16 protein-coding genes are annotated in these 17,079 nt (G+C 62.4%); 4 read left to right on the top strand and 12 right to left on the bottom strand.

All coding sequences use genetic code 11. The annotated features are described in order from the left end of the window. Positions 1–678 precede the first annotated feature (678 nt). Entirely contained in the window at positions 679–1,422 is a 744-nt protein-coding gene (locus JQ632_RS08590) for a Crp/Fnr family transcriptional regulator (protein WP_249151635.1), read from the top strand. Here JQ632_RS08590 and JQ632_RS08595 read toward each other — a convergent pair. After that, positions 1,412–1,615 carry a hypothetical protein gene (locus JQ632_RS08595; RefSeq protein ID WP_212401858.1) on the bottom strand — a complete coding sequence of 68 codons (204 nt, stop codon included), beginning with the start codon at positions 1,613–1,615 and terminating at the stop codon, positions 1,412–1,414. The genes JQ632_RS08590 and JQ632_RS08595 overlap by 11 nt on opposite strands. Before the next feature lie 619 nt (positions 1,616–2,234). Here JQ632_RS08595 and JQ632_RS08600 point away from each other — a divergent pair. Then, a complete protein-coding gene (locus JQ632_RS08600) occupies positions 2,235–2,468 on the top strand; it encodes a hypothetical protein (protein WP_212401859.1) in 234 nt (77 codons plus the stop codon). A gap of 75 nt (positions 2,469–2,543) precedes the next feature. Here the strand turns inward: JQ632_RS08600 and JQ632_RS08605 are convergent, their stop codons facing one another. From JQ632_RS08605 to JQ632_RS08645, 9 genes are all read right to left on the bottom strand, one after another. Then, positions 2,544–3,326, bottom strand: coding sequence for a fumarylacetoacetate hydrolase family protein (locus JQ632_RS08605; protein ID WP_249151595.1), 783 nt, complete (start codon positions 3,324–3,326; stop codon positions 2,544–2,546). Continuing rightward, the gene (locus tag JQ632_RS08610) at positions 3,326–4,342 is read right to left on the bottom strand and encodes a 2-dehydropantoate 2-reductase (RefSeq protein ID WP_212401861.1); all 1,017 of its coding nucleotides are present in this window, start codon (positions 4,340–4,342) and stop codon (positions 3,326–3,328) included. Before JQ632_RS08610 ends, JQ632_RS08605 begins: the two co-directional genes overlap by 1 nt. A 162-nt stretch (positions 4,343–4,504) precedes the next feature. Then, positions 4,505–4,930, bottom strand: coding sequence for a CBS domain-containing protein (locus JQ632_RS08615; protein WP_212401862.1), 426 nt, complete (start codon positions 4,928–4,930; stop codon positions 4,505–4,507). Between the two features lie 174 nt (positions 4,931–5,104). Next, complete coding sequence (gene oxlT, locus JQ632_RS08620) at positions 5,105–6,433, bottom strand: oxalate/formate MFS antiporter (RefSeq protein ID WP_212401863.1); 1,329 nt, start codon at positions 6,431–6,433, stop codon at positions 5,105–5,107. Positions 6,434–6,660: 227 nt separating this feature from the next. Beyond that, a complete protein-coding gene (gene oxlT / locus JQ632_RS08625) occupies positions 6,661–7,950 on the bottom strand; it encodes an oxalate/formate MFS antiporter (RefSeq protein WP_212401864.1) in 1,290 nt (429 codons plus the stop codon). A gap of 410 nt (positions 7,951–8,360) precedes the next feature. Next, a complete protein-coding gene (locus JQ632_RS08630; protein ID WP_212401865.1) occupies positions 8,361–9,860 on the bottom strand; it encodes a tripartite tricarboxylate transporter permease in 1,500 nt (499 codons plus the stop codon). 42 nt (positions 9,861–9,902) lie between these two features. Then, complete coding sequence (locus JQ632_RS08635; protein ID WP_212401866.1) at positions 9,903–10,400, bottom strand: tripartite tricarboxylate transporter TctB family protein; 498 nt, start codon at positions 10,398–10,400, stop codon at positions 9,903–9,905. 99 nt (positions 10,401–10,499) lie between these two features. Continuing rightward, on the bottom strand, positions 10,500–11,507 hold the full coding sequence (locus JQ632_RS08640; RefSeq protein WP_212401867.1) for a tripartite tricarboxylate transporter substrate binding protein: 1,008 nt from the start codon (positions 11,505–11,507) through the stop codon (positions 10,500–10,502). 470 nt (positions 11,508–11,977) lie between these two features. After that, positions 11,978–12,115: a hypothetical protein gene (locus JQ632_RS08645; RefSeq protein WP_212401868.1), complete on the bottom strand. Its 138-nt coding sequence runs from the start codon at positions 12,113–12,115 to the stop codon at positions 11,978–11,980. 295 nt (positions 12,116–12,410) lie between these two features. On the opposite strand from JQ632_RS08645, the gene JQ632_RS08650 reads away from it, so the two are divergent. Continuing rightward, the gene (locus JQ632_RS08650; RefSeq protein WP_212401894.1) at positions 12,411–13,736 is read left to right on the top strand and encodes an Hsp70 family protein; all 1,326 of its coding nucleotides are present in this window, start codon (positions 12,411–12,413) and stop codon (positions 13,734–13,736) included. Between the two features lie 129 nt (positions 13,737–13,865). After that, positions 13,866–14,354, top strand: coding sequence for a YHS domain-containing (seleno)protein (locus JQ632_RS08655; protein ID WP_212401869.1), 489 nt, complete (start codon positions 13,866–13,868; stop codon positions 14,352–14,354). Positions 14,355–14,359: 5 nt separating this feature from the next. On the opposite strand, the gene JQ632_RS08660 is transcribed toward JQ632_RS08655, so the two are convergent. Both JQ632_RS08660 and JQ632_RS08665 read right to left on the bottom strand, forming a co-directional pair. After that, positions 14,360–16,261 carry an adenylate/guanylate cyclase domain-containing protein gene (locus JQ632_RS08660; protein WP_212401870.1) on the bottom strand — a complete coding sequence of 634 codons (1,902 nt, stop codon included), beginning with the start codon at positions 16,259–16,261 and terminating at the stop codon, positions 14,360–14,362. Positions 16,262–16,416: 155 nt separating this feature from the next. Beyond that, positions 16,417–16,860 carry an SRPBCC family protein gene (locus JQ632_RS08665; protein ID WP_212401871.1) on the bottom strand — a complete coding sequence of 148 codons (444 nt, stop codon included), beginning with the start codon at positions 16,858–16,860 and terminating at the stop codon, positions 16,417–16,419. Between the last annotated feature and the right edge of the window lie 219 nt (positions 16,861–17,079).

The following is a 17,079-nucleotide window of genomic DNA, read 5'->3' on the forward strand; positions in this document are numbered from 1 at the left end:
TCCACAAAAGAGCATTGCCGGCATTCGTCATGGCGCTTCCTCCCTTGCACCCAGAAATGGACTTTCTTCTTGCGCGGAGGATAGGAGCGATCGGGGCGGCGAAATTGCGCTGGATCAATTTTGCTGCGTCGCCGCACGAAGATCGTCATTCCGGGGCGCGACGAAGTCGCGAGCTATGATCCGCAATTGCGCATCATGGCTCGTCGCTTTCGCTCCGCCCCGGAATGACAGAACGACTTCGATCAAGTTCCGGACCTTCGCTCTGCACATCCATCCTGTCCGGCGGAAAGGGAAGGCGACTTGCAGGTCGCATCACTGCTGTGTGATGCGCTTCGAGCAAGTCAGCGCGTCTTAGCCATGTCAGATCGGCTCGCGAGCGTGGTTTGCCGCGCGCCGGAAATTGGAACTCAGCGTGACGGCGTACGGTGTTACCCATTCGCATTTTGCAGTTGCGTCTGCACACGCATTTGCTTCTAATTTCTCACAATGCGGCGAGAAGAAAAAATGCCGCCGCCGAGTTGTGCGGAGTGCGTTGTTGAGTGCGAAATCAAGTCAATCAAGTGACTCCAATCCCAGTGCAGGTCGAACCAACAGATTTGAACATATGCTAGGACCACTGTTCCGCGACGCTCCGAATGGGGAATGCCGCGGATATCTTGCCGTGGGGTGCGCCCAGTGATGCATCCCGGCCGAATTGGAAATCACCTCCTTGCGGCGCTGCCGGCGCCGGACCTCGACCTTCTGCTGCCCGACCTGGAGACGGTGGCGCTCGATCAGGACGCAGTGCTTTCGCGCACGGGCGACCAGATCGACCATGTCTTCTTCCCCCATAGTGGCGCTATTTCGCTGATGATCGATATGGCGGACGGACAGACGGTTGCCACCGCCGTCGTCGGGCGCGAGGGGGCAGTGGGCATTCTCTCGGTGCTCGGCCCGGCACCTTCAGCCATCACCGCGGTCGTTCGTGCGGCGGGCACCGGCTCGCGGGTCCCGGCGTCGCGATTCCATGCCGCGTTCAGCCGGAGTCCAGCGATCAGGAGCGCTGTCCAGAACCACGTCAGGGCGATGCTGACGCAGCTCCAGCGCGGCTCGGCCTGCAACGCGCTGCACCCGGTCGAAGCTCGCATGGCCCGCTGGCTGCTTCAGCTTCGCGACCGCATCGACCATGACATGCTTCCGCTCACCCAGCAGGCCTTGTCGGAAATACTCGGTGTGCGGCGTACGACGGTGACGCTCCTGATGCGCAATCTGCGCATGCGCGGAGCGATCAGGTCCGATCAACGAGGTCGGATCGAGATCGACAAGTCCCGGCTCGAGGCGGCGGCGTGCGAGTGCCACGACACCATGCGTCTCGAAGTCGAACAGATCTACCCGGCGACTGCGAACCATTGTCGCGCGGCGGCGGACAGCCTCAGGAGTTGAATCGGGGGCCGCCATGCGAGGCGGTGCCGGACATTGATGCCGCATCGAGCCTCGCAAGCTCGTGCAGCACCTTGGCCGTCTCGCGCAGCTCGTTGCGCGCGGGGCCCGGCTTCAGCCTTCGAGCTTCGTTGAGAAATTCCCTCGCCTGCATCAGGAAGGTGGATTCTTCGGTTGAGGTCTGCAAGCGCGCCATGGTGTCCCTCCCATCGCGATCATTGAACTGCGTCGGAAGCGATTCCGTCGCTTTTTTGCAGGAAAAACCGGCCGGTCGGAATTGGCGCCTCTGTCGGCGCGTTTCACTTGGGGGGCATGCACCGCAAGCCTTGTACGAGCGCCCGGGGGAGGTGCTCGAGGCTAGCGCTTCTTTCCAACCGGCCGGATCCCTCCTTGAACGAATCCTCTAACCTGACGTGAGCTACCGCGTAGCAGGCCATTTAGTATGACTTTTGTTTCGGCTTTCACTCGCGGCTTGATCGCGCCTCTCAAGCGAAAGCATTGCCGCGACGCTCGCTGACGTCACGCGTGCTCTTGCTCGAGGTGCGATCTGTTTTTCGATGAAAACCCCTGCCTGACTGACTATGCCTCACTCAAGCCGAGTTGATGGTTCGGTTTGCGACTCTCGCAGAAATATTTTTTTTAGATTGTCAATATACACGATCGTATGTTTACTGCGTCTGTGAATAACGAGCAGATCGTGGAGCCGGTCTGACGCGATGGCAGGGCTGGCGTCTTTCACCTGAGGACGCCAACGCATGTGAGCCTGCTCAACAAAAACAAGAAACCAAAAACGGGAACCAACGGGAGGTTGGGGAATGGAAACAGTACGTCGCTTGCGCGCGCAGGCGTCACTCTGCCGACAGTCGGCCGCTTATCATCCCGACAGAAGCTGGAAGCTGCTCGCCGAGGCGGAGTTCTGGGAGCACCTGGCCGATGCGGTGCTCGCTGAACATTTCAAGGAGTGCACCGCCAGCTCACTTGACGTGACGCAGTCACGACCAATTGCAAACGCGAACGACAAACAGTGGACCACGATTGCTGTCGCGTGACGTGTGCAGGATGGGTTGAGCTCTCGCGAAGCCCATCATCGCGCGGCGGTTCGCAAGCGGTAACGGTGCGCCCGCTTACAGCCGAAACTCGTTGGTGAGTTCTCCGATGCCGTCGATTGCGACGGTGACGGTGTTGACCGGCTCCTTCATCACGCCGACGCCGACCGAGGTGCCGACGGCGATGAGGTCACCGGGGAGCAGCGTCATGTCGTGGGAGATCTTGCTGACCAGCTCCTCAGCGCTGAAGATCATGTCCGAGATCGGATAGTTCTGCCGCTCCGCGCCGTTGAGGATGGTGCGCACCACGAGCTTGGCTGGATCGAGGCCGGTGGCGATCACAGGGCCGAACGGGCCGTAATCGTCGATGCCCTTGGCACGCGCCCATTGCGGGAAGGTCGGGTCGCGCGTGAGGATGTCGTTGGCGGTGATGTCGTTGACGCAGGTGTAGCCGAAGATGAAGCGGCCGGCTTCCGGCGGCGAGACGCGGCTGGAGGTCCTGCCGATCACGATGCCGAGCTCGCCCTCATAGGTGGTCTTGCCGTCATAGGAGGAGGGGCGGCGGATCACCGCGCCGGGCGCTGCGACGCTGGTGGTGGCCTTCAGCAGGTAGAGCGGCTCCGGCGGCTCGGGCTGATTGAGCTTTGCGGCGAGCGCGTGAAAATTGTTCCAGAGCGCGACGATCTTGCTCGGCGCGGAAGGCGCAAGCAGCTCGACCTCCGACAGCGCCAGCACCTTGCCGTTCGGTGCCGAGGTGCCGAACATCTCGCCGTCATGCACGGCGATGCGGCCGGCCTCCAGCGTTCCGAATCCGGTTTTGCCGCCGTGGCGGAAGCGAAGCCATCTGGTCACCGCCGCCATCACGCCACCGCCCGCGCGAGGCCGGACGCGACGGTCGTGCCGTCATAGAGGCCAGCGATACGGGCGCGCTGCGCCACCAGCGCCAGCACCGAGTCGAGCGCGGGCGTGGCAATGCCGGTCAGGCGGCCCATCTCCTGCACCACGGTGACGAGCGGATCGATCTCCATGGGCCTGCCGCGCTCGAGGTCCTGCAGCATCGAGGTCTTGTGCGCGCCGACCTTGCGGGCGCCCTCGATGCGGCGCTCGACGTCGACGCGGAATCTTACGCCAAAGCTTTCGGCGATCGCCTGCGTCTCCAGCATGATCGCCCGCGACAGCGCGCGCGTGGCGGGATCGGTGCAGATCACGTCGAGGGTTGCATGCGACAGCGCGCTGATCGGGTTGAAGCAGACATTGCCCCAGAGCTTTAGCCAGATCTCGTCGCGGATGCGGTCGAGCACGGGCGCCTTCATGCCGGCATGGACGAAGAGGTCGGCGAGGCGCTGCACATCGCCAGTGATCTCGCCGGAGGGCTCGCCGAGCGGAAAATTGTTGCCGTAGACGTGGCGGATCACGCCGGGCGCCTCGATCTCGGTGGCGGGATAGACGATGCAGCCGATGGCGCGCTCGGCACCCAGCTCGCGCCACTGCCGGCCGCCGGGATCGATGCTCTCCAGCGTCGAATTCTCGTAAGCGCCGCCGTGCTTGTAGAAGTACCAGTAGGGGATGCCGTTGACGGCCGTGATGATGCGGGTGTGGGGCCCGAGCAAAGGCTGCATCTTCTCGATCACGCCGGTGATGGAGTGCGCCTTCAGCGTAATGATGACGTAGTCCTGCACGCCGAGCTCGGCGGCGTCGTCGGTGCAGCGCGGATGCACGGTGTGCTCCTCATCGCCCATGAGCAGGGTCAGGCCGCGCTCGCGCATGGCGGCGAGATGGGCGCCGCGGGCGACCAGGCTGACGTCGGCACCGGCGCGCGCCAACTGCACGCCGAGATATCCGCCGATCGCGCCGGCGCCGTAGATGCAGATCTTCATGGAAGTTCCTCGCGGGCAGAAGCCAGATTTTGGGACGAAAGGTCCGGTCCGGCTCGGACGCATCCGAGCCGGGGCCGGCAGTCGCAGGGGAAGTGGCTCTAAAGCATGATCCGGAAAAGTGCGTAGCGGTTTTCCGAAAAGATCATGCTCAAACAAAGAGTCTTAGGCCGCGTGCGGCGTGCTCGCGGCGACTTCGTCGAAGGCGGCCGAGACGTCACGCATGCTGACGACGCCGACGAGGCTGTAATTGTCGATGATCGGCAGATGGCGGATGTGATGCCGCTTCATCAGGTGGCGGACATGCTCGAGGGTATCAGTGGTCGAGCAGGAGACGAGCTGCTGCACCGAGACGAGCTGCGAGATCTTGACGTTGACGCCGTTCGCGCCGTGCTCGGCGATTGCGCGGACCACGTCGCGCTCGGTGAACATGCCGACCGCGGTATTGCCCTCGGAGCGGACGACGTCCTTCACCACCAGCGCGCTGATGTTGTTGGCGCGCATCAGCTTGGCGGCGATTTCGACCGTTTCGTTCATCCGCACCGTTACAACGCGCGACGTCTTCTTGCTCAGAATGTCTCCGACCAGCATTGCAACCTCCCTGGATCAATCGTGCAGGATAAGTCTGGTATACATTATGCCAATTGTCAAACCGAAGATGCGGTTCAGCCGAAAATTTAAACGGCAGGATCGCTGACGTTCCCGGCCCAAATGAAAAGGGGCGCCGTTGAGCGCCCTTCTCAGGTATTGCGGATCTCTGGCCGCTCAAGCCGTCTTCGGCTTTCTCGTGGCCTTGCCTGTCGCGGTGTCCGTCTCGGTCGCCTCGTTGCCGAGGATGAAGGAGCGCCGCAGCGGCTTGATGACGAACAGCGCCATCAGCGCCGCCGTGGCGTTCAGCGCCACCGCCACGACGAACACGGCCTTCCAGCCATAGGTGGTCGAGATCACGCTCGCGAGCGGGACCAGCAGGGACGCGGTGCCCTTGGCGGTGTAGAGCATGCCGTTGTTGGTGGTTGCGAATTTGGAACCGAAAGTGTCGCCGCAGGTCGCGGGGAACAGCGAGTAGATCTCGCCGAACACGCCGAAATAGATCGCAGTCGCCAGCACGAAGACGACGGGCACGTGGCCGTAGGCCGACAGCGTCAGCAACATGAGCGCGGCCGTTCCGAACGCGATGAACATGGTGTGCTCGCGGCCGATCGTGTCGGACACCCAGCCGAAGAACGGACGTCCAAAACCGTCGAAGATGCGATCGAGCGAGATCGCAAAGGTCAGTGCGGCCATCTGGAAGCCGGCCAGCGTGACGGGCGTGTCGGCGATCTTGAAGTCGTGCGCGATCGGACCGATCTGCGCCGCCGTCATCAGGCCGCCGGAAGCGACCATCACGAAAACCAGGTACATCACCCAGAAAATCGGGCTGCGCAGCACCTGCGGCGGCGTGAAATCGATCTTGGTCTGCGGCAGATTGAGCTTCTTCTTGCGCGGCGGGATCGAGACCCGCGGCGGGCTGATGAAGAAGGCGAGCACGAAGACGATCAGGCCCTGGCCGATACCGAATTTGAGGAACGCGCTCTCGTAGCCGCTCGACGCGATCATGCTCGCGATCGGCACGATGGTGAGTGCTGCGCCCGCGCCGAAGCCGGCCGCGGTCGCGCCGGCAGCAAGCCCACGCCGGTCGGGAAACCATTTCAGCGCATTGCCGACGCAGGTGCCGTAGACGGCGCCCGCACCCATGCCGCCGACGATCGCGGCCGCATAGAGCAGGGTGAGGGAGTCGGCGTAGGAGTTGAGGATCCAGGAGAGCGCGATCATCACGCCGCCGAACATGATGACGACGCGCGGGCCGTACTTGTCGACGAACCAGGCTTCGACCGGCACGAGCCAGGTCTCGGTCACGACGAAGACCGTGAAGGCGAGTTGGATCGCGGCGCGACCCCAATGATACTTGGCATCGATCGGATCGACGAACAGCGTCCAGCCATATTGCAGGTTGGCGATCATCGCCATGCAGACGATGCCCATCGCGAGCTGGAGCCAACGGTAACCACTTCGCAGGGGCGCGGCCGTAACGGCGCCGTCCGTATCGGTCATCATCAATGTCCTCCCAATGCGCTCGCCGGTTGTGACCTAGTGTCGCAATGTTGTGGCGTATTGTCGCAAGCGCATCGGGCAATCTGGTATACCATATCCCAGAATGCAAGCCCTATCTTGAGGGAACCTGCATCAAATCCGCTCCCTCGTGAAAGCAGAAGCAGCGCGAATGAAAACGCCCGGCCCCGAGGGGCCGAGCGCGCTTTTTCGTCAGGAAAAGGAGGGCTGCGTCAAAGCGTGGATTTGGCGACCACGACCTTGCGCCAGGGCTTGAGCACTGCGATCGCCAGCGCCGAGGCCAGGATGTTGGCGCCGGCCGCGATGATGAACACGCTGTCCCAGGTGCCCGACGACTGTTGCATGTAGTTGGCGATCGGGACCAGCAGAGCGGCCGTGCCCTTTGCGGTGTAGAGCAGGCCCGCATTGGTGGTCGCGAACTTGGCGCCGAACGTGTCGGTGCAGGTCGAGGGGAACAGCGAGTAGATCTCACCCCAGGCGAAGAACACGAAGCCCGAGAGCAGCACGAACCAGACCGGATCATGGCCCCAGAGGTAGAGCATCCAGATGCCAAGGCCCTCCATGCCGAAGGCGATGAACATCGTGTTCTCGCGGCCGATCATGTCGGAGATCCAACCGAAGAACGGACGCGTCAGGCCGTTGAGCACGCGGTCGATCGTGGCAGCGAAGGTCACCGCGGTCATCGTCACCGCCATCAGCGTGACCGGCACGTTGTCGACCTTCCAGTCGGCCGCGATCGGCTTCAGGTTCGCCGTCACCATCAACCCGCCGGCGCCGACGATCACGAACATGAAGTACATCAGCCAGAAGATCGGCTGACGCAGCACTTCGGTCGGCTGATAGTTGCGGCGGCTCTGCAGCAGTGCCGCATTCGCCACGACGTTCGGCACCTGTCCGGCCTTCGGCGCGAGCAGGAAGAAGGCGAGGATGCAGATGATGATGCCCTGGCCGAGACCGAAATAGAGGAAGGTGGTCTGGAAGCCCGAGTCCTTGATCATCGCCTGGATCGGCGCAACCGTGAGCGCGGAGCCGGCGCCGAAACCGGCGGCCGTGATGCCGGCGGCCAGACCGCGCTTGTCGGGAAACCATTTCAGCGCATTGCCGACGCAGGTGCCGTAGACGCCGCCGGCGCCGATACCCGCGATGATCATGCCGAGATAATAGCCGTTGAGCGAGGTGGCCTGGGCGTTGATCGCCCAGCCGATGGCGCAGAGCACGCCGCCGACGAGCACGACGATGCGCGGGCCGTATTTATCGACGAACCAGCCTTCGACCGGCACGAGCCAGGTCTCGAACAGCACGAAGAGCGTGAACGCCCACTGGATCGACGCGCGATCCCAGCCGAACTTTTTCTGGATGTCGGGGACGAAGAACGTCCATCCGTATTGGTAGTTGGCGATCATCACCATCGCCAGAACGCCCACCGCCAATTGCGTCCAGCGATAGGCATCGCTCACGCGCGCGGCAGTGGGGGCCGCTGTTGCCTGCACCATATCCGTCATGAATCCTCCGACGCGCCTTGCTTATCTTATCATTCCCGAATGCGCGGCGGGCATCTTGGTATTCATTATGCCAAGATTCAAGCGACGGGCTGGGCTGAGAGGTGCGGCGAAATATCGCGGGAGATGCTCACATCATCCCATGACGGCGGAATTGTAAAGCCCATCCATGCGCAGCCCGAAACCACCACCGGTTCGCACTTAATACTTTGATTTCGTAAGATATATTCCTCGCCGCACTCAGTCCGCCTGCTGCGGGAAGCTCACGCCTCCACGGCTTTTTCAGATTCCGCTGGGCGCGCGGGGCAGCGCACGTCGAGGTGCGACGGTCGGGCGATCGTGTAAAGCGTGGAATTCTTTATTCCAGAAGCGACGCGAGAGGGCGGATCGCGGCGCGCTGGCGTGCGCGCGATTCACGCGGCCGCGGTGCGCAGCCGGCTAAAGCCTTCCTGGATCGCGGACCAGAACAACGCGACCAGGCCGAGCACCATGATCGTGCTGACGAGGCCGTTGGAGAAGAACACGCCGAGCGAGCCCTGCGATCCCAGCAGCGATTGGCGGAAGGCTTCCTCCGCCTTGTCGCCGAGCACGATGGCGAGCACCAGCGGCGCCAGCGGGTAGTTGCACTTCTTCAGGAGATAGCCGAGCACGCCGAACACCAGCATCAGCATCACGTCGAAGGTGCTGTTATGCACCGAGTAGGCGCCGATCGCACAGAGCACCAGGATGAGCGGCGCGATGATGCCAAAGGGTACGCGCAGGATCGCGGCGAAGATCGGGACGCAGGTGAGCACGACAAGCAGGCCCGCGAGATTGCCGAGATACATCGAGGCGATCAGGCCCCAGACGAACTCCTTCTGCTCGACGAACAGCATCGGGCCGGGCTGCAGGCCCCAGATCAGCAGGCCGCCAAGCAGAACCGCGGCCGTAGGCGAACCGGGCACGCCAAGCGACAGCATCGGCAGCAGCGCCGAGGTGCCCGCAGCATGCGCGGCCGTCTCCGGCGCGATCACGCCTTCGATCTCGCCCTTGCCAAAGTTATTGCCACGCCGCGCCAGCCGCTTGGCGATGCCGTAGCTCATGAAGGAGGCCGGCGTTGCGCCGGCGGGCGTCACGCCCATCCAGCACCCGATCAGGCAGGAGCGCAGCGAGGTCATCCAGTAGCTCGGCAGTTCACGCCATGTGTGCAGTACGACCCGCAGGTTGATCGTCGCGTTGCCGCCGCGGAAAGCCAGCCCTTCCTCCATGGTCAAGAGGATCTCGCCGATCCCGAACAGGCCGATCACGGCGATCAGGAAGTCGAACCCGTTGAGCAACTCGGTGACGCCGAAGGTCAGCCGCAACTGCCCCGTGATCGAATCCAGCCCGACCGCCGCGAGCGCAAAACCCATCATCATCGCCGCGATGGTCTTGAACGGCGGCTCCTTGCTCAGGCCGACGAAGCTGCAAAAGGCGAGGAAGTACACGGCGAATTTTTCCGCCGGGCCAAATCGCAGCGCGAAGCCTGCGACGAGGGGGGCGACAAGCGTAATCATGATGACGGCAAACAGCGCGCCCACGAAGGAGGAGGTGAAGGCGGCCGTCAGTGCTTCGCCGGGTTTGCCCTGCTGCGCCATCGGATAGCCGTCGAAAGTGGTCGCCACCGACCAGGGCTCACCGGGTATGTTGAACAGGATCGAGGTGATGGCGCCGCCGAACAAGGCGCCCCAATAGATGCAGGACAGCATGATGATCGCCGATGTCGGCGGCATGCTGAAGGTCAGGGGCAGGAGGATCGCCACGCCGTTGGCGCCGCCGAGCCCCGGAAGCACGCCGATGATGACCCCGAGCGTGATGCCAATGATCATCAGCATGATGTTGTAGGGCTGCAGGGCGACCGCGAAGCCGTGAAACAGGTTGGCTAACTCTTCCATCTCGATGCGTCCTGCAACAATAACCAAATGACGGCGCAGCCCTTACAGGCCGAGCCACTCCTCGAGCGGCCCCTTGGGAAGCGGGACCAGGAACCAGCGTTCGAAAACAAGGTAGGTCAGGACCGGCATGCCGATGGCCACGGCGATGGTGGTCAGCCAGCGATAGCCGCCGAGCCAGCGCATGAACCAGGCGATGAAGACCGTTGAGGCGACGTAGAGTCCGATGAACGGCATCGAGCCGACATAGATCGCGGTGGGCACGACGACGCTCATCACCTGGCGGAGCTGTCCCCAGGTCGCGAACAGCCGCCCGCCATGGTCGCGTTGCGCGCTCCAGAGGTTGATGGCGCTCGCGCCGACGATGGCGGCGCCGACATAGAAGGGGAAGAAGCCGGCACGCGGGCCTTCAGCACCCCAGTTGATGCCGGCCTTGATGCTGCCGAAGATCACGACCAGGCCGAAGGCGCCGATCAACAGCGCCGTGCCGGTTTCCAGCGTCTTGTGTGCCGGGCCAGATTCGGATCCGGGTTGTTCAGTCATGGGACCTCCAGGCAACGTCGCGGTCTTTCGCGTGCGCGGGCCGACGGGAGGACGGCTTGCGTCCTCAGCGGTCAGCGCTGTCGCGGATCAATTCGCAGGTCAATTCCCTGGCGCGAGGAAGCCGGCGTCCTTCATCAAGCCTTCGTGGCGCTTCTCCTCCGCTTCGATCCACTTGGCGTAGTCGGCCCCGGTCAGGAAGGTCGTGTTGAAGGCGCCGCTCTTCATGAACTCCTGCCACTCCGGCGTGGCACGGACCTTCTTGAACAGCTCGACGTAGTACTCGATCTGATCCTTCGTGGCTTTCGGCGACATGAAGACGCCGCGCAGCATGAGATATTCCATTGCAAGCCCCTGCGACTTGCAGGTTGGAATATCCTTCCAGGCCTTGCCATCGGCGATCGGCTCGTCATAGGCCATTGGCTGGGCGTCGAACACGCAGAGCGGACGGAGCTTGCCGCCGCGCCATTGCGCGATCGCTTCGATCGGATTGTTGACGGTCGAATCGACGTGATTGCCGACGAGCTGAACGGCGACTTCGCCGCCGCCCTTGTAGGGGATGTAGGTGAACCTCGCATCGATCGCCTTCTCGATGCCGACCGTGATGATCTGGTCTTCCTGCTTCGAGCCGGTGCCGCCCATCTTGAATGAGCCGGCCGGTGCCGCCTTCGCGGCTTCGACGTAGTCCTTGACTGTGTTGTACGGTTTCTCCGCGTTCACCCAGAGCACGAATTCATCGAGCGCCAGCATTGCGACCGGGGTCAGGTCCTTCCAGTTGAAAGGAATCCCAGTTGCCAGCGGCGTCGTGAACAGGTTCGACAGCGTGATGATGATCTTGTGAGGGTTGTTCGACGCCGTCTTCACATCGAGGAAGCCTTCACCGCCGGCGCCGCCGGCCTTGTTGATGACGACCAGCGGCTGCTTCATCAGATTGTGCTTGGTGACGATGCCCTGGATGGTGCGCGCCATCTGATCGGCACCGCCGCCGGTGCCCGCGGGCACAATGAACTCGACCGGACGGACCGGCTCCCACGCCGCAGAGCTTGGCGCACTGCAGACGCACGACATCGCGATTGCCGCAAAAGCGACATTCAGAACGAATGGTTTCATCTTGTTTCTCTCCCTGTCGAACCTTGAACGCGGCCGCTCTTTGTCGGCTCGCGTCAGCCCATCCCGATTCACATGTTTGGGGTCACCCTTTACGGTCGATCTCCCATGGCAGCCTCACCAACCAGAAGTTTATGAGCGGGGACAAGGCGCGGCATCCGCTCCTTTGGGCTAAGGTTCCACCAAGGACCACGAGCGTGGCTCGCCCTCGGTCGTTCCCGTCCCGCGTTATGCATCCCCGTCTTGCACTTTTGGGTGTGCAATTCCTCTTGGTTGCCGAATGGTATGCGAGATGCCAGCAGACAAACAATTGGATCAGTGGGTCACGTCGCCGGACCAATCGTCGCAGTTCCAACCGCGGACGATGCGAGGGTAAAACGAAAATGGCCCCGCCGTACGGGGCCATTCAACAATCCAAGCGCTTTAGGGTTCCAAAACCGGCGCGCCGTTTCGGCTGCGCGGCGAAGGCCTTCCTACAGGCCGAACCGGGGCAGATCGCCGTTGCGGATCGAGATCCGGGCGCTCGCCATCAGCAGGCGGTCGATCGAGGCGAGCAGGCGGGCGAACAGGGAGCTGGAGGGCGCGAGCGCGACGGAAGCAGTCTTGGACATCGGTCTTTCCTTTCTTGCGGGGACCGGCCGGTCGCCGTCCCCGTTGTCGAAAGACAATCTATGTATACCAGATGCCAAGGACTACTGTTTTGTTTGCATAGCAGCATTTGGCGTATTGCATCGCAACATAATATTCCCCTACCGCGGCCGTTTCGGGCATAAAGATCCAAAAAGGGCGCCAAAAATCCGGCCCTTGGGGGATTCCGTCCGAGCCGCGGCGGGCCAGGGCTTGGCAGGGCAATTCAAAGCCGTTAGTGGTCTGCCCCCTTTTTCCAAACAGCTTTCAGAGTGGTTCATGTCGAGCGCCTCGCCCGCCGTCTCGATCAGCATCGATTTTGGAACCAGCAACACGGTCGTAGCGCTTGCGGCGGACGACCGTCGGGTCGAGGCCATCCGCTTCGATCATGGCGGACAGCGGCATAGCGTTTACGTGTCGGCCCTGTGCTTCTGGGAGGACCGGCCGGGAAGCGGAGCCCAGGCTGAAGGTGGTCCGTGGGCGATCGAGCAGTTTCTCGAAGGCCGCCACATCTACCGCTTCCTCCAGTCGTTCAAGACTTTTGCGGCCAGCGCCAGTTTCAATTCCACCCAGGTGTTCCGGCAGCGCTACAAGTTCGAGGATATTTTGGCGGCGTTCCTGCGCACGCTGGCGCGCCATGGTGGCGACAAGTTCGGCTTCGAGGCGGCAAATATCACTGTCGGCCGCCCCGTGCGCTTCGCTGGCGGCAATCCCGACGAGACGCTGGCGATGCAGCGCTATCGGACCGCGTTCGAACGCCTGGGCGCCGGCCATGCGCGCTATGTCTACGAGCCCGTGGGAGCAGCGTTCTCCTTCGCCCGTCGCTTGGAGCGCGATGCCACCGTGTTGGTCGCGGACTTTGGCGGCGGCACCAGCGATTTCTCCGTGATGCGTTTCTCGCGCGCGGGCGGCACGTTGCGCGCCGAGCCGCTTGGACACGCCGGCATCGGCATTGCGGGCGACACGTTCGACTACCGCATCGTCGACCACGTGGTGTCGCCGCGGCTCGGCAAGGGCACCAGCTTCCGCTCGTTCGACAAGGTGCTGCCAGTCCCGAGCGGTCACTACACCAACCTCGCACGCTGGCATCAGCTCGCGATGATGAAGAGCAACGGCGACCTGCGCGAGCTCCGCGAGCTTGCGCGCACCGCGCTGAAGCCGGCGCTGCTTCAGGATTTCATCACCATCGTCGACCTCGACCTCGGCTTTTCCCTGTACCGTGCGGTATCCGACGCCAAAGTCGCGCTGTCGGCCCAGGATCAGGTGGATTTTCGCTTCAATGGCGGCGGAGTCGACATTCGCTCCACCATCACACGGAAGGACTTTGAAGCCTGGATTGCCGATGACATCGCTCGTCTCGGCGCCACCGTGGACAAGGTGCTGGGCGAGGCCGGCATCACCGCGCGCGAGGTGGAGAAGGTGTTTCTGACCGGCGGGACCTCCTTCGTACCCGCCGTCCGCAAACTGTTCGCCGAGCGGTTCGGCAACGAACGGCTGATGTCGGGAGATCAGTTCGAGTCGATCGCCTACGGCCTCGCTTTGATCGGACACAGTCCCGACCCCGACCGCTGGACTGCAGGCGGGGGACTCAAGTCGGGGGCGTGAGTGGTTTTTTGTACTACCCGGCACGGCGCCAGCGCAGCCGGCTATGCAGTAGGTTCGGTCGTTCGAAAGGGCTACTCTGCGTTTCAGTGGCGTGCTAGATTTCAGGCACAGGGAAGAAGGGGAGCAGCCATGAAGCTTCTCAGAAGATCTCTGATGCTGGCTGGCCTTGCCGCGGCGATTTTCTTCGGGTGGAACGCGGTCACGCGGGCTGGCGAGGTCCGTATTGCGCTTAAGGGCTATGACCCGGTGGCCTACTTCACTGACCAACGTCCAATGGTCGGCGATCCGCAATATCAGTACGAGTGGGACGGAGCGGTCTACCGATTTGCATCCGCCCAGCATCTCAGTTTGTTCAAGGCCGACCCCGACCACTATCTGCCGCAATACAACAACTGGTGCGCTGCATCGGTGGCGAAAGGCGAGAAGGTGTACGGGAATCCGGAATATTGGCTTGTGGTCGACGGCCGCCTTTATCTGTTCGGGCAGCCGATCGGTCCGAACCTGATGAGCAAGGATGGGGGCATGATAAGCCGGGCCAACGAGAACTGGCCGAAGGTTTCAGGCTTGCCGGTTCCACCACTGCCCGACTACACGCGTGGCGCCGGCCAACCGCAATAGCCGGCCTACAAGCCGGCCGCTTTCAGCCCCTCCCGCAGATACTCGGGATGAGAAGGGTCTTTGAAGCGCGAGCCCAGCTTGTCCAAATCGAGAAACGGCACACGGCGGCGGAGTGCCGCGACATAGCGCGCTGCTTGCTCCTTGCGGCCGAGTTGGGCAGCAGCCGCAGCAGCCGGAGCATTGAACATGGGAAACTCGGGATAGCGCGCAAGGCCGCGCTCGGCGATGCGGAGCGCGTCCTCGTGGCGATGCGCGAGATAATAGGCGACGGCCAGATCGAACACGAATTTCGGTTCGAGCATGGGATCGAGCTTGAGGGCCAGCTCGAGCGTTTCGGTCGCTCCGCCGACCTCGCCCGAGAAGGATTGCACCGACCCCCATACAGCAAGGGCACTGGCGTCGCTCGGGTTGATTTCGATCGCCCGCTTCACCGCGTCCTTCGCTTGATCGTACTCGGTACGCGAAAGAAGAATATAGCCGAGTGCACGGTATCCGTCGGGCTCGTTGGGGGCCAGCGCGATCGCTTTGCGTGCTTCTGCCGCTCCTCGCGCGAGCTCCTGATCGGGGAATTCCGTCCAGCCCAGAACAGCCATGGAGTAGAGCGCTTCGGCCAGGAGGGCTCGGGCTGTAGCATAATTCGGGTCCAACTCGATCGCCTTCGTGATCAGCTCCCGAAACTGGCGGTTCGTGGTTCGCGAACCTCCATGGCCAATCGCCCTCGCACGCCAAACCAGATCGAAGGCCGTCGGATTTGGGCTTGGGTGATCGAGCTGCCGCCGGCCTTCGATGAGTGTCACATTGGCGGCAAGGGTACCCGCGATCCGACGGGCGATCGTGTCCTGAAGCTCGAAAATATCGGTGAGCTCGCCGTCGAAATGATTGGTCCAGATCACTGTGCCAACTCGTGAGTTGGTCAATTCCGCGGCGATACGCACACGTGTACCGGAGCGCCTCACACTTCCCCCAACCAGATAGTTCGCGCCTAGCTCGGAAACGATTTCCTCGCGTGTGGCCGGCCGCTTCTTGTAGGGCAGCACGGCATTTCGTCCGATCACCCGCAGCGTGTTGAAGCGGCCGAGCGCATTGATGACTTCCTCGGTTACGCCATCGGCGAAATATTCCTGGCTTGCATCGCCGGTTTGGTTGGCAAAGGGCAGCACGGCAATGACCGGGATCGCGATGGACGCAACCGGCTTTGCCGGCTCGGCACTCCGCGATACATCGTGTGGTGCGCGAGGCAAACTGAACCATGCGATCACCGCCAAGGCCATCGCGGCCGTTATCGCCGCTCCCGCCCAGGCCCACACCGACGGTCGTCGTCTCGGTTGAGCGAGCGGCGGTTCCGGCTCGACCGCCGCCGCCACTGAAGGCTCGATGCAATAGACCTTGATAGGATTCGCAATATTCTTGAGCTTCTGTTCGCCGACCTCGGCGATCGGAATTTCGAGCTTGCTCCGTACTTGTCGGTACGCATCTTCGGACAGGCAGATGCCCCCCGGCGGTGCAATCTGCTCCAACCGTGCCGCGATGTTGACCCCATCGCCGAATACGTCGCCTTTCTCGACAATCACATCTCCGAGATTGACTCCGATGCGGAATACGATGCGGACGTCGGCAGCAATGTTCTCGTTGCGCCGTGCCATTCCACTCTGCATCGCCACAGCACAGGAGACCGCCTCCACAATCGACGGGAACGAAAGCAATAAGCCGTCCCCGATGGTCTTAACGATGTGCCCCTTGTGAGCGGCAATAAGCGGATCGATCAGCGCCAGGCGATGTGCTTTCAACGCCGCCAAGGTGCCTTTCTCGTTCGCGCCCATCAGACGCGAGTAGCCCACCACGTCGGCGGCGACGATTGCAGCGAGGTGACGCTCGGTAAGGCCCGTAGACACGGTCGAGAGATCCATCCCTACCAGTCTCATAATCCATGATCTTAGCTCTATTCGGTCCCGTACGGCGACGCCAAATAGCCACAGAGACCGTGCGAGGAGGTAAAGATCCGATAGGGCATCAGGAGTGCGGATGATCGCTCGCCGCCCTTCGCGAAACCCGGCACGACGCGCTATTGGTTGATCTCGGGCTCGACGAGCCTGGCCAGGTTCCGCAGCGACTCCTGCCAGCCGAGATAACAGGCCTCCGGTGGAATGACGTCGGGTATGCCGGCCTGCGTGATATCCAACTCAGTGCCGACGGAGACTTTCTTCAAGATCACGGTCACCTGAATTTCGCCCGGCAAGTTGGGGTCGTCGAATTTGTCGGTGTAGCGGAGACGTTCGCCAGGTACGAGCTCGACATATTCGCCGCCGAAGGCGTGGCTGTTGCCCGTCGTGAAGTTCCGGAAGGACATTCTGAACGTGCCGCCAACCTTTGGCTCCAGGTGATGCACGGTGCAGGCAAAGCCATTCGGCGGAAGCCACTTTGCAAGCGCATCAGCCTCGAGGAAGGCGCGATAGATTTTCTCCGGGCTGGTCGCCAGAACGCGGTGCAGACGTACAGTGCTGGGCATGATCGTCATCCTCATGAATTGGTGGGCCCGACGTCGACGTCTATCGCCCATTCATGGCCCAAGGACGAAGGAGACCGGGCCGATCCGACACGGCAGCGCAGATTTATTGCTGGAGCACGATCCGGAACAGTGTGCAGCGCTTTTTCCCTCGCGACAAACGCGGACGCATTTGTGCCGAGATCGTGCTCAAACAAGAAGCTAAAGCGCGATGACGATTCA

The sequence above is a fragment of the Bradyrhizobium liaoningense genome, from assembly GCF_018130955.1.
GTDB classification, from domain to species: Bacteria; Pseudomonadota; Alphaproteobacteria; order Rhizobiales; family Xanthobacteraceae; genus Bradyrhizobium; species Bradyrhizobium liaoningense_C.

Bases quoted from the DNA above. Each gene is read 5' to 3' on its own strand.
- JQ632_RS08600 (WP_212401859.1), top strand. From the start codon at position 2,235: ATGGAAACAGTACGTCGCTTGCGCGCGCAGGCGTCACTCTGCCGACAG.
- JQ632_RS08605 (WP_249151595.1), bottom strand. From the start codon at position 3,326: ATGGCGGCGGTGACCAGATGGCTTCGCTTCCGCCACGGCGGCAAAACC.
- JQ632_RS08635 (WP_212401866.1), bottom strand. From the start codon at position 10,400: ATGACTGAACAACCCGGATCCGAATCTGGCCCGGCACACAAGACGCTG.
- JQ632_RS08640 (WP_212401867.1), bottom strand. From the start codon at position 11,507: ATGAAACCATTCGTTCTGAATGTCGCTTTTGCGGCAATCGCGATGTCG.
- JQ632_RS08610 (WP_212401861.1), bottom strand. From the start codon at position 4,342: ATGAAGATCTGCATCTACGGCGCCGGCGCGATCGGCGGATATCTCGGC.
- JQ632_RS08595 (WP_212401858.1), bottom strand. From the start codon at position 1,615: ATGGCGCGCTTGCAGACCTCAACCGAAGAATCCACCTTCCTGATGCAG.
- JQ632_RS08650 (WP_212401894.1), top strand. From the start codon at position 12,411: ATGTCGAGCGCCTCGCCCGCCGTCTCGATCAGCATCGATTTTGGAACC.
- JQ632_RS08590 (WP_249151635.1), top strand. From the start codon at position 679: ATGCATCCCGGCCGAATTGGAAATCACCTCCTTGCGGCGCTGCCGGCG.
- JQ632_RS08655 (WP_212401869.1), top strand. From the start codon at position 13,866: ATGAAGCTTCTCAGAAGATCTCTGATGCTGGCTGGCCTTGCCGCGGCG.
- JQ632_RS08645 (WP_212401868.1), bottom strand. From the start codon at position 12,115: ATGTCCAAGACTGCTTCCGTCGCGCTCGCGCCCTCCAGCTCCCTGTTC.
- oxlT (WP_212401864.1), bottom strand. From the start codon at position 7,950: ATGACGGATATGGTGCAGGCAACAGCGGCCCCCACTGCCGCGCGCGTG.
- JQ632_RS08665 (WP_212401871.1), bottom strand. From the start codon at position 16,860: ATGCCCAGCACTGTACGTCTGCACCGCGTTCTGGCGACCAGCCCGGAG.
- JQ632_RS08660 (WP_212401870.1), bottom strand. From the start codon at position 16,261: ATGGATCTCTCGACCGTGTCTACGGGCCTTACCGAGCGTCACCTCGCT.
- JQ632_RS08615 (WP_212401862.1), bottom strand. From the start codon at position 4,930: ATGCTGGTCGGAGACATTCTGAGCAAGAAGACGTCGCGCGTTGTAACG.
- oxlT (WP_212401863.1), bottom strand. From the start codon at position 6,433: ATGATGACCGATACGGACGGCGCCGTTACGGCCGCGCCCCTGCGAAGT.
- JQ632_RS08630 (WP_212401865.1), bottom strand. From the start codon at position 9,860: ATGGAAGAGTTAGCCAACCTGTTTCACGGCTTCGCGGTCGCCCTGCAG.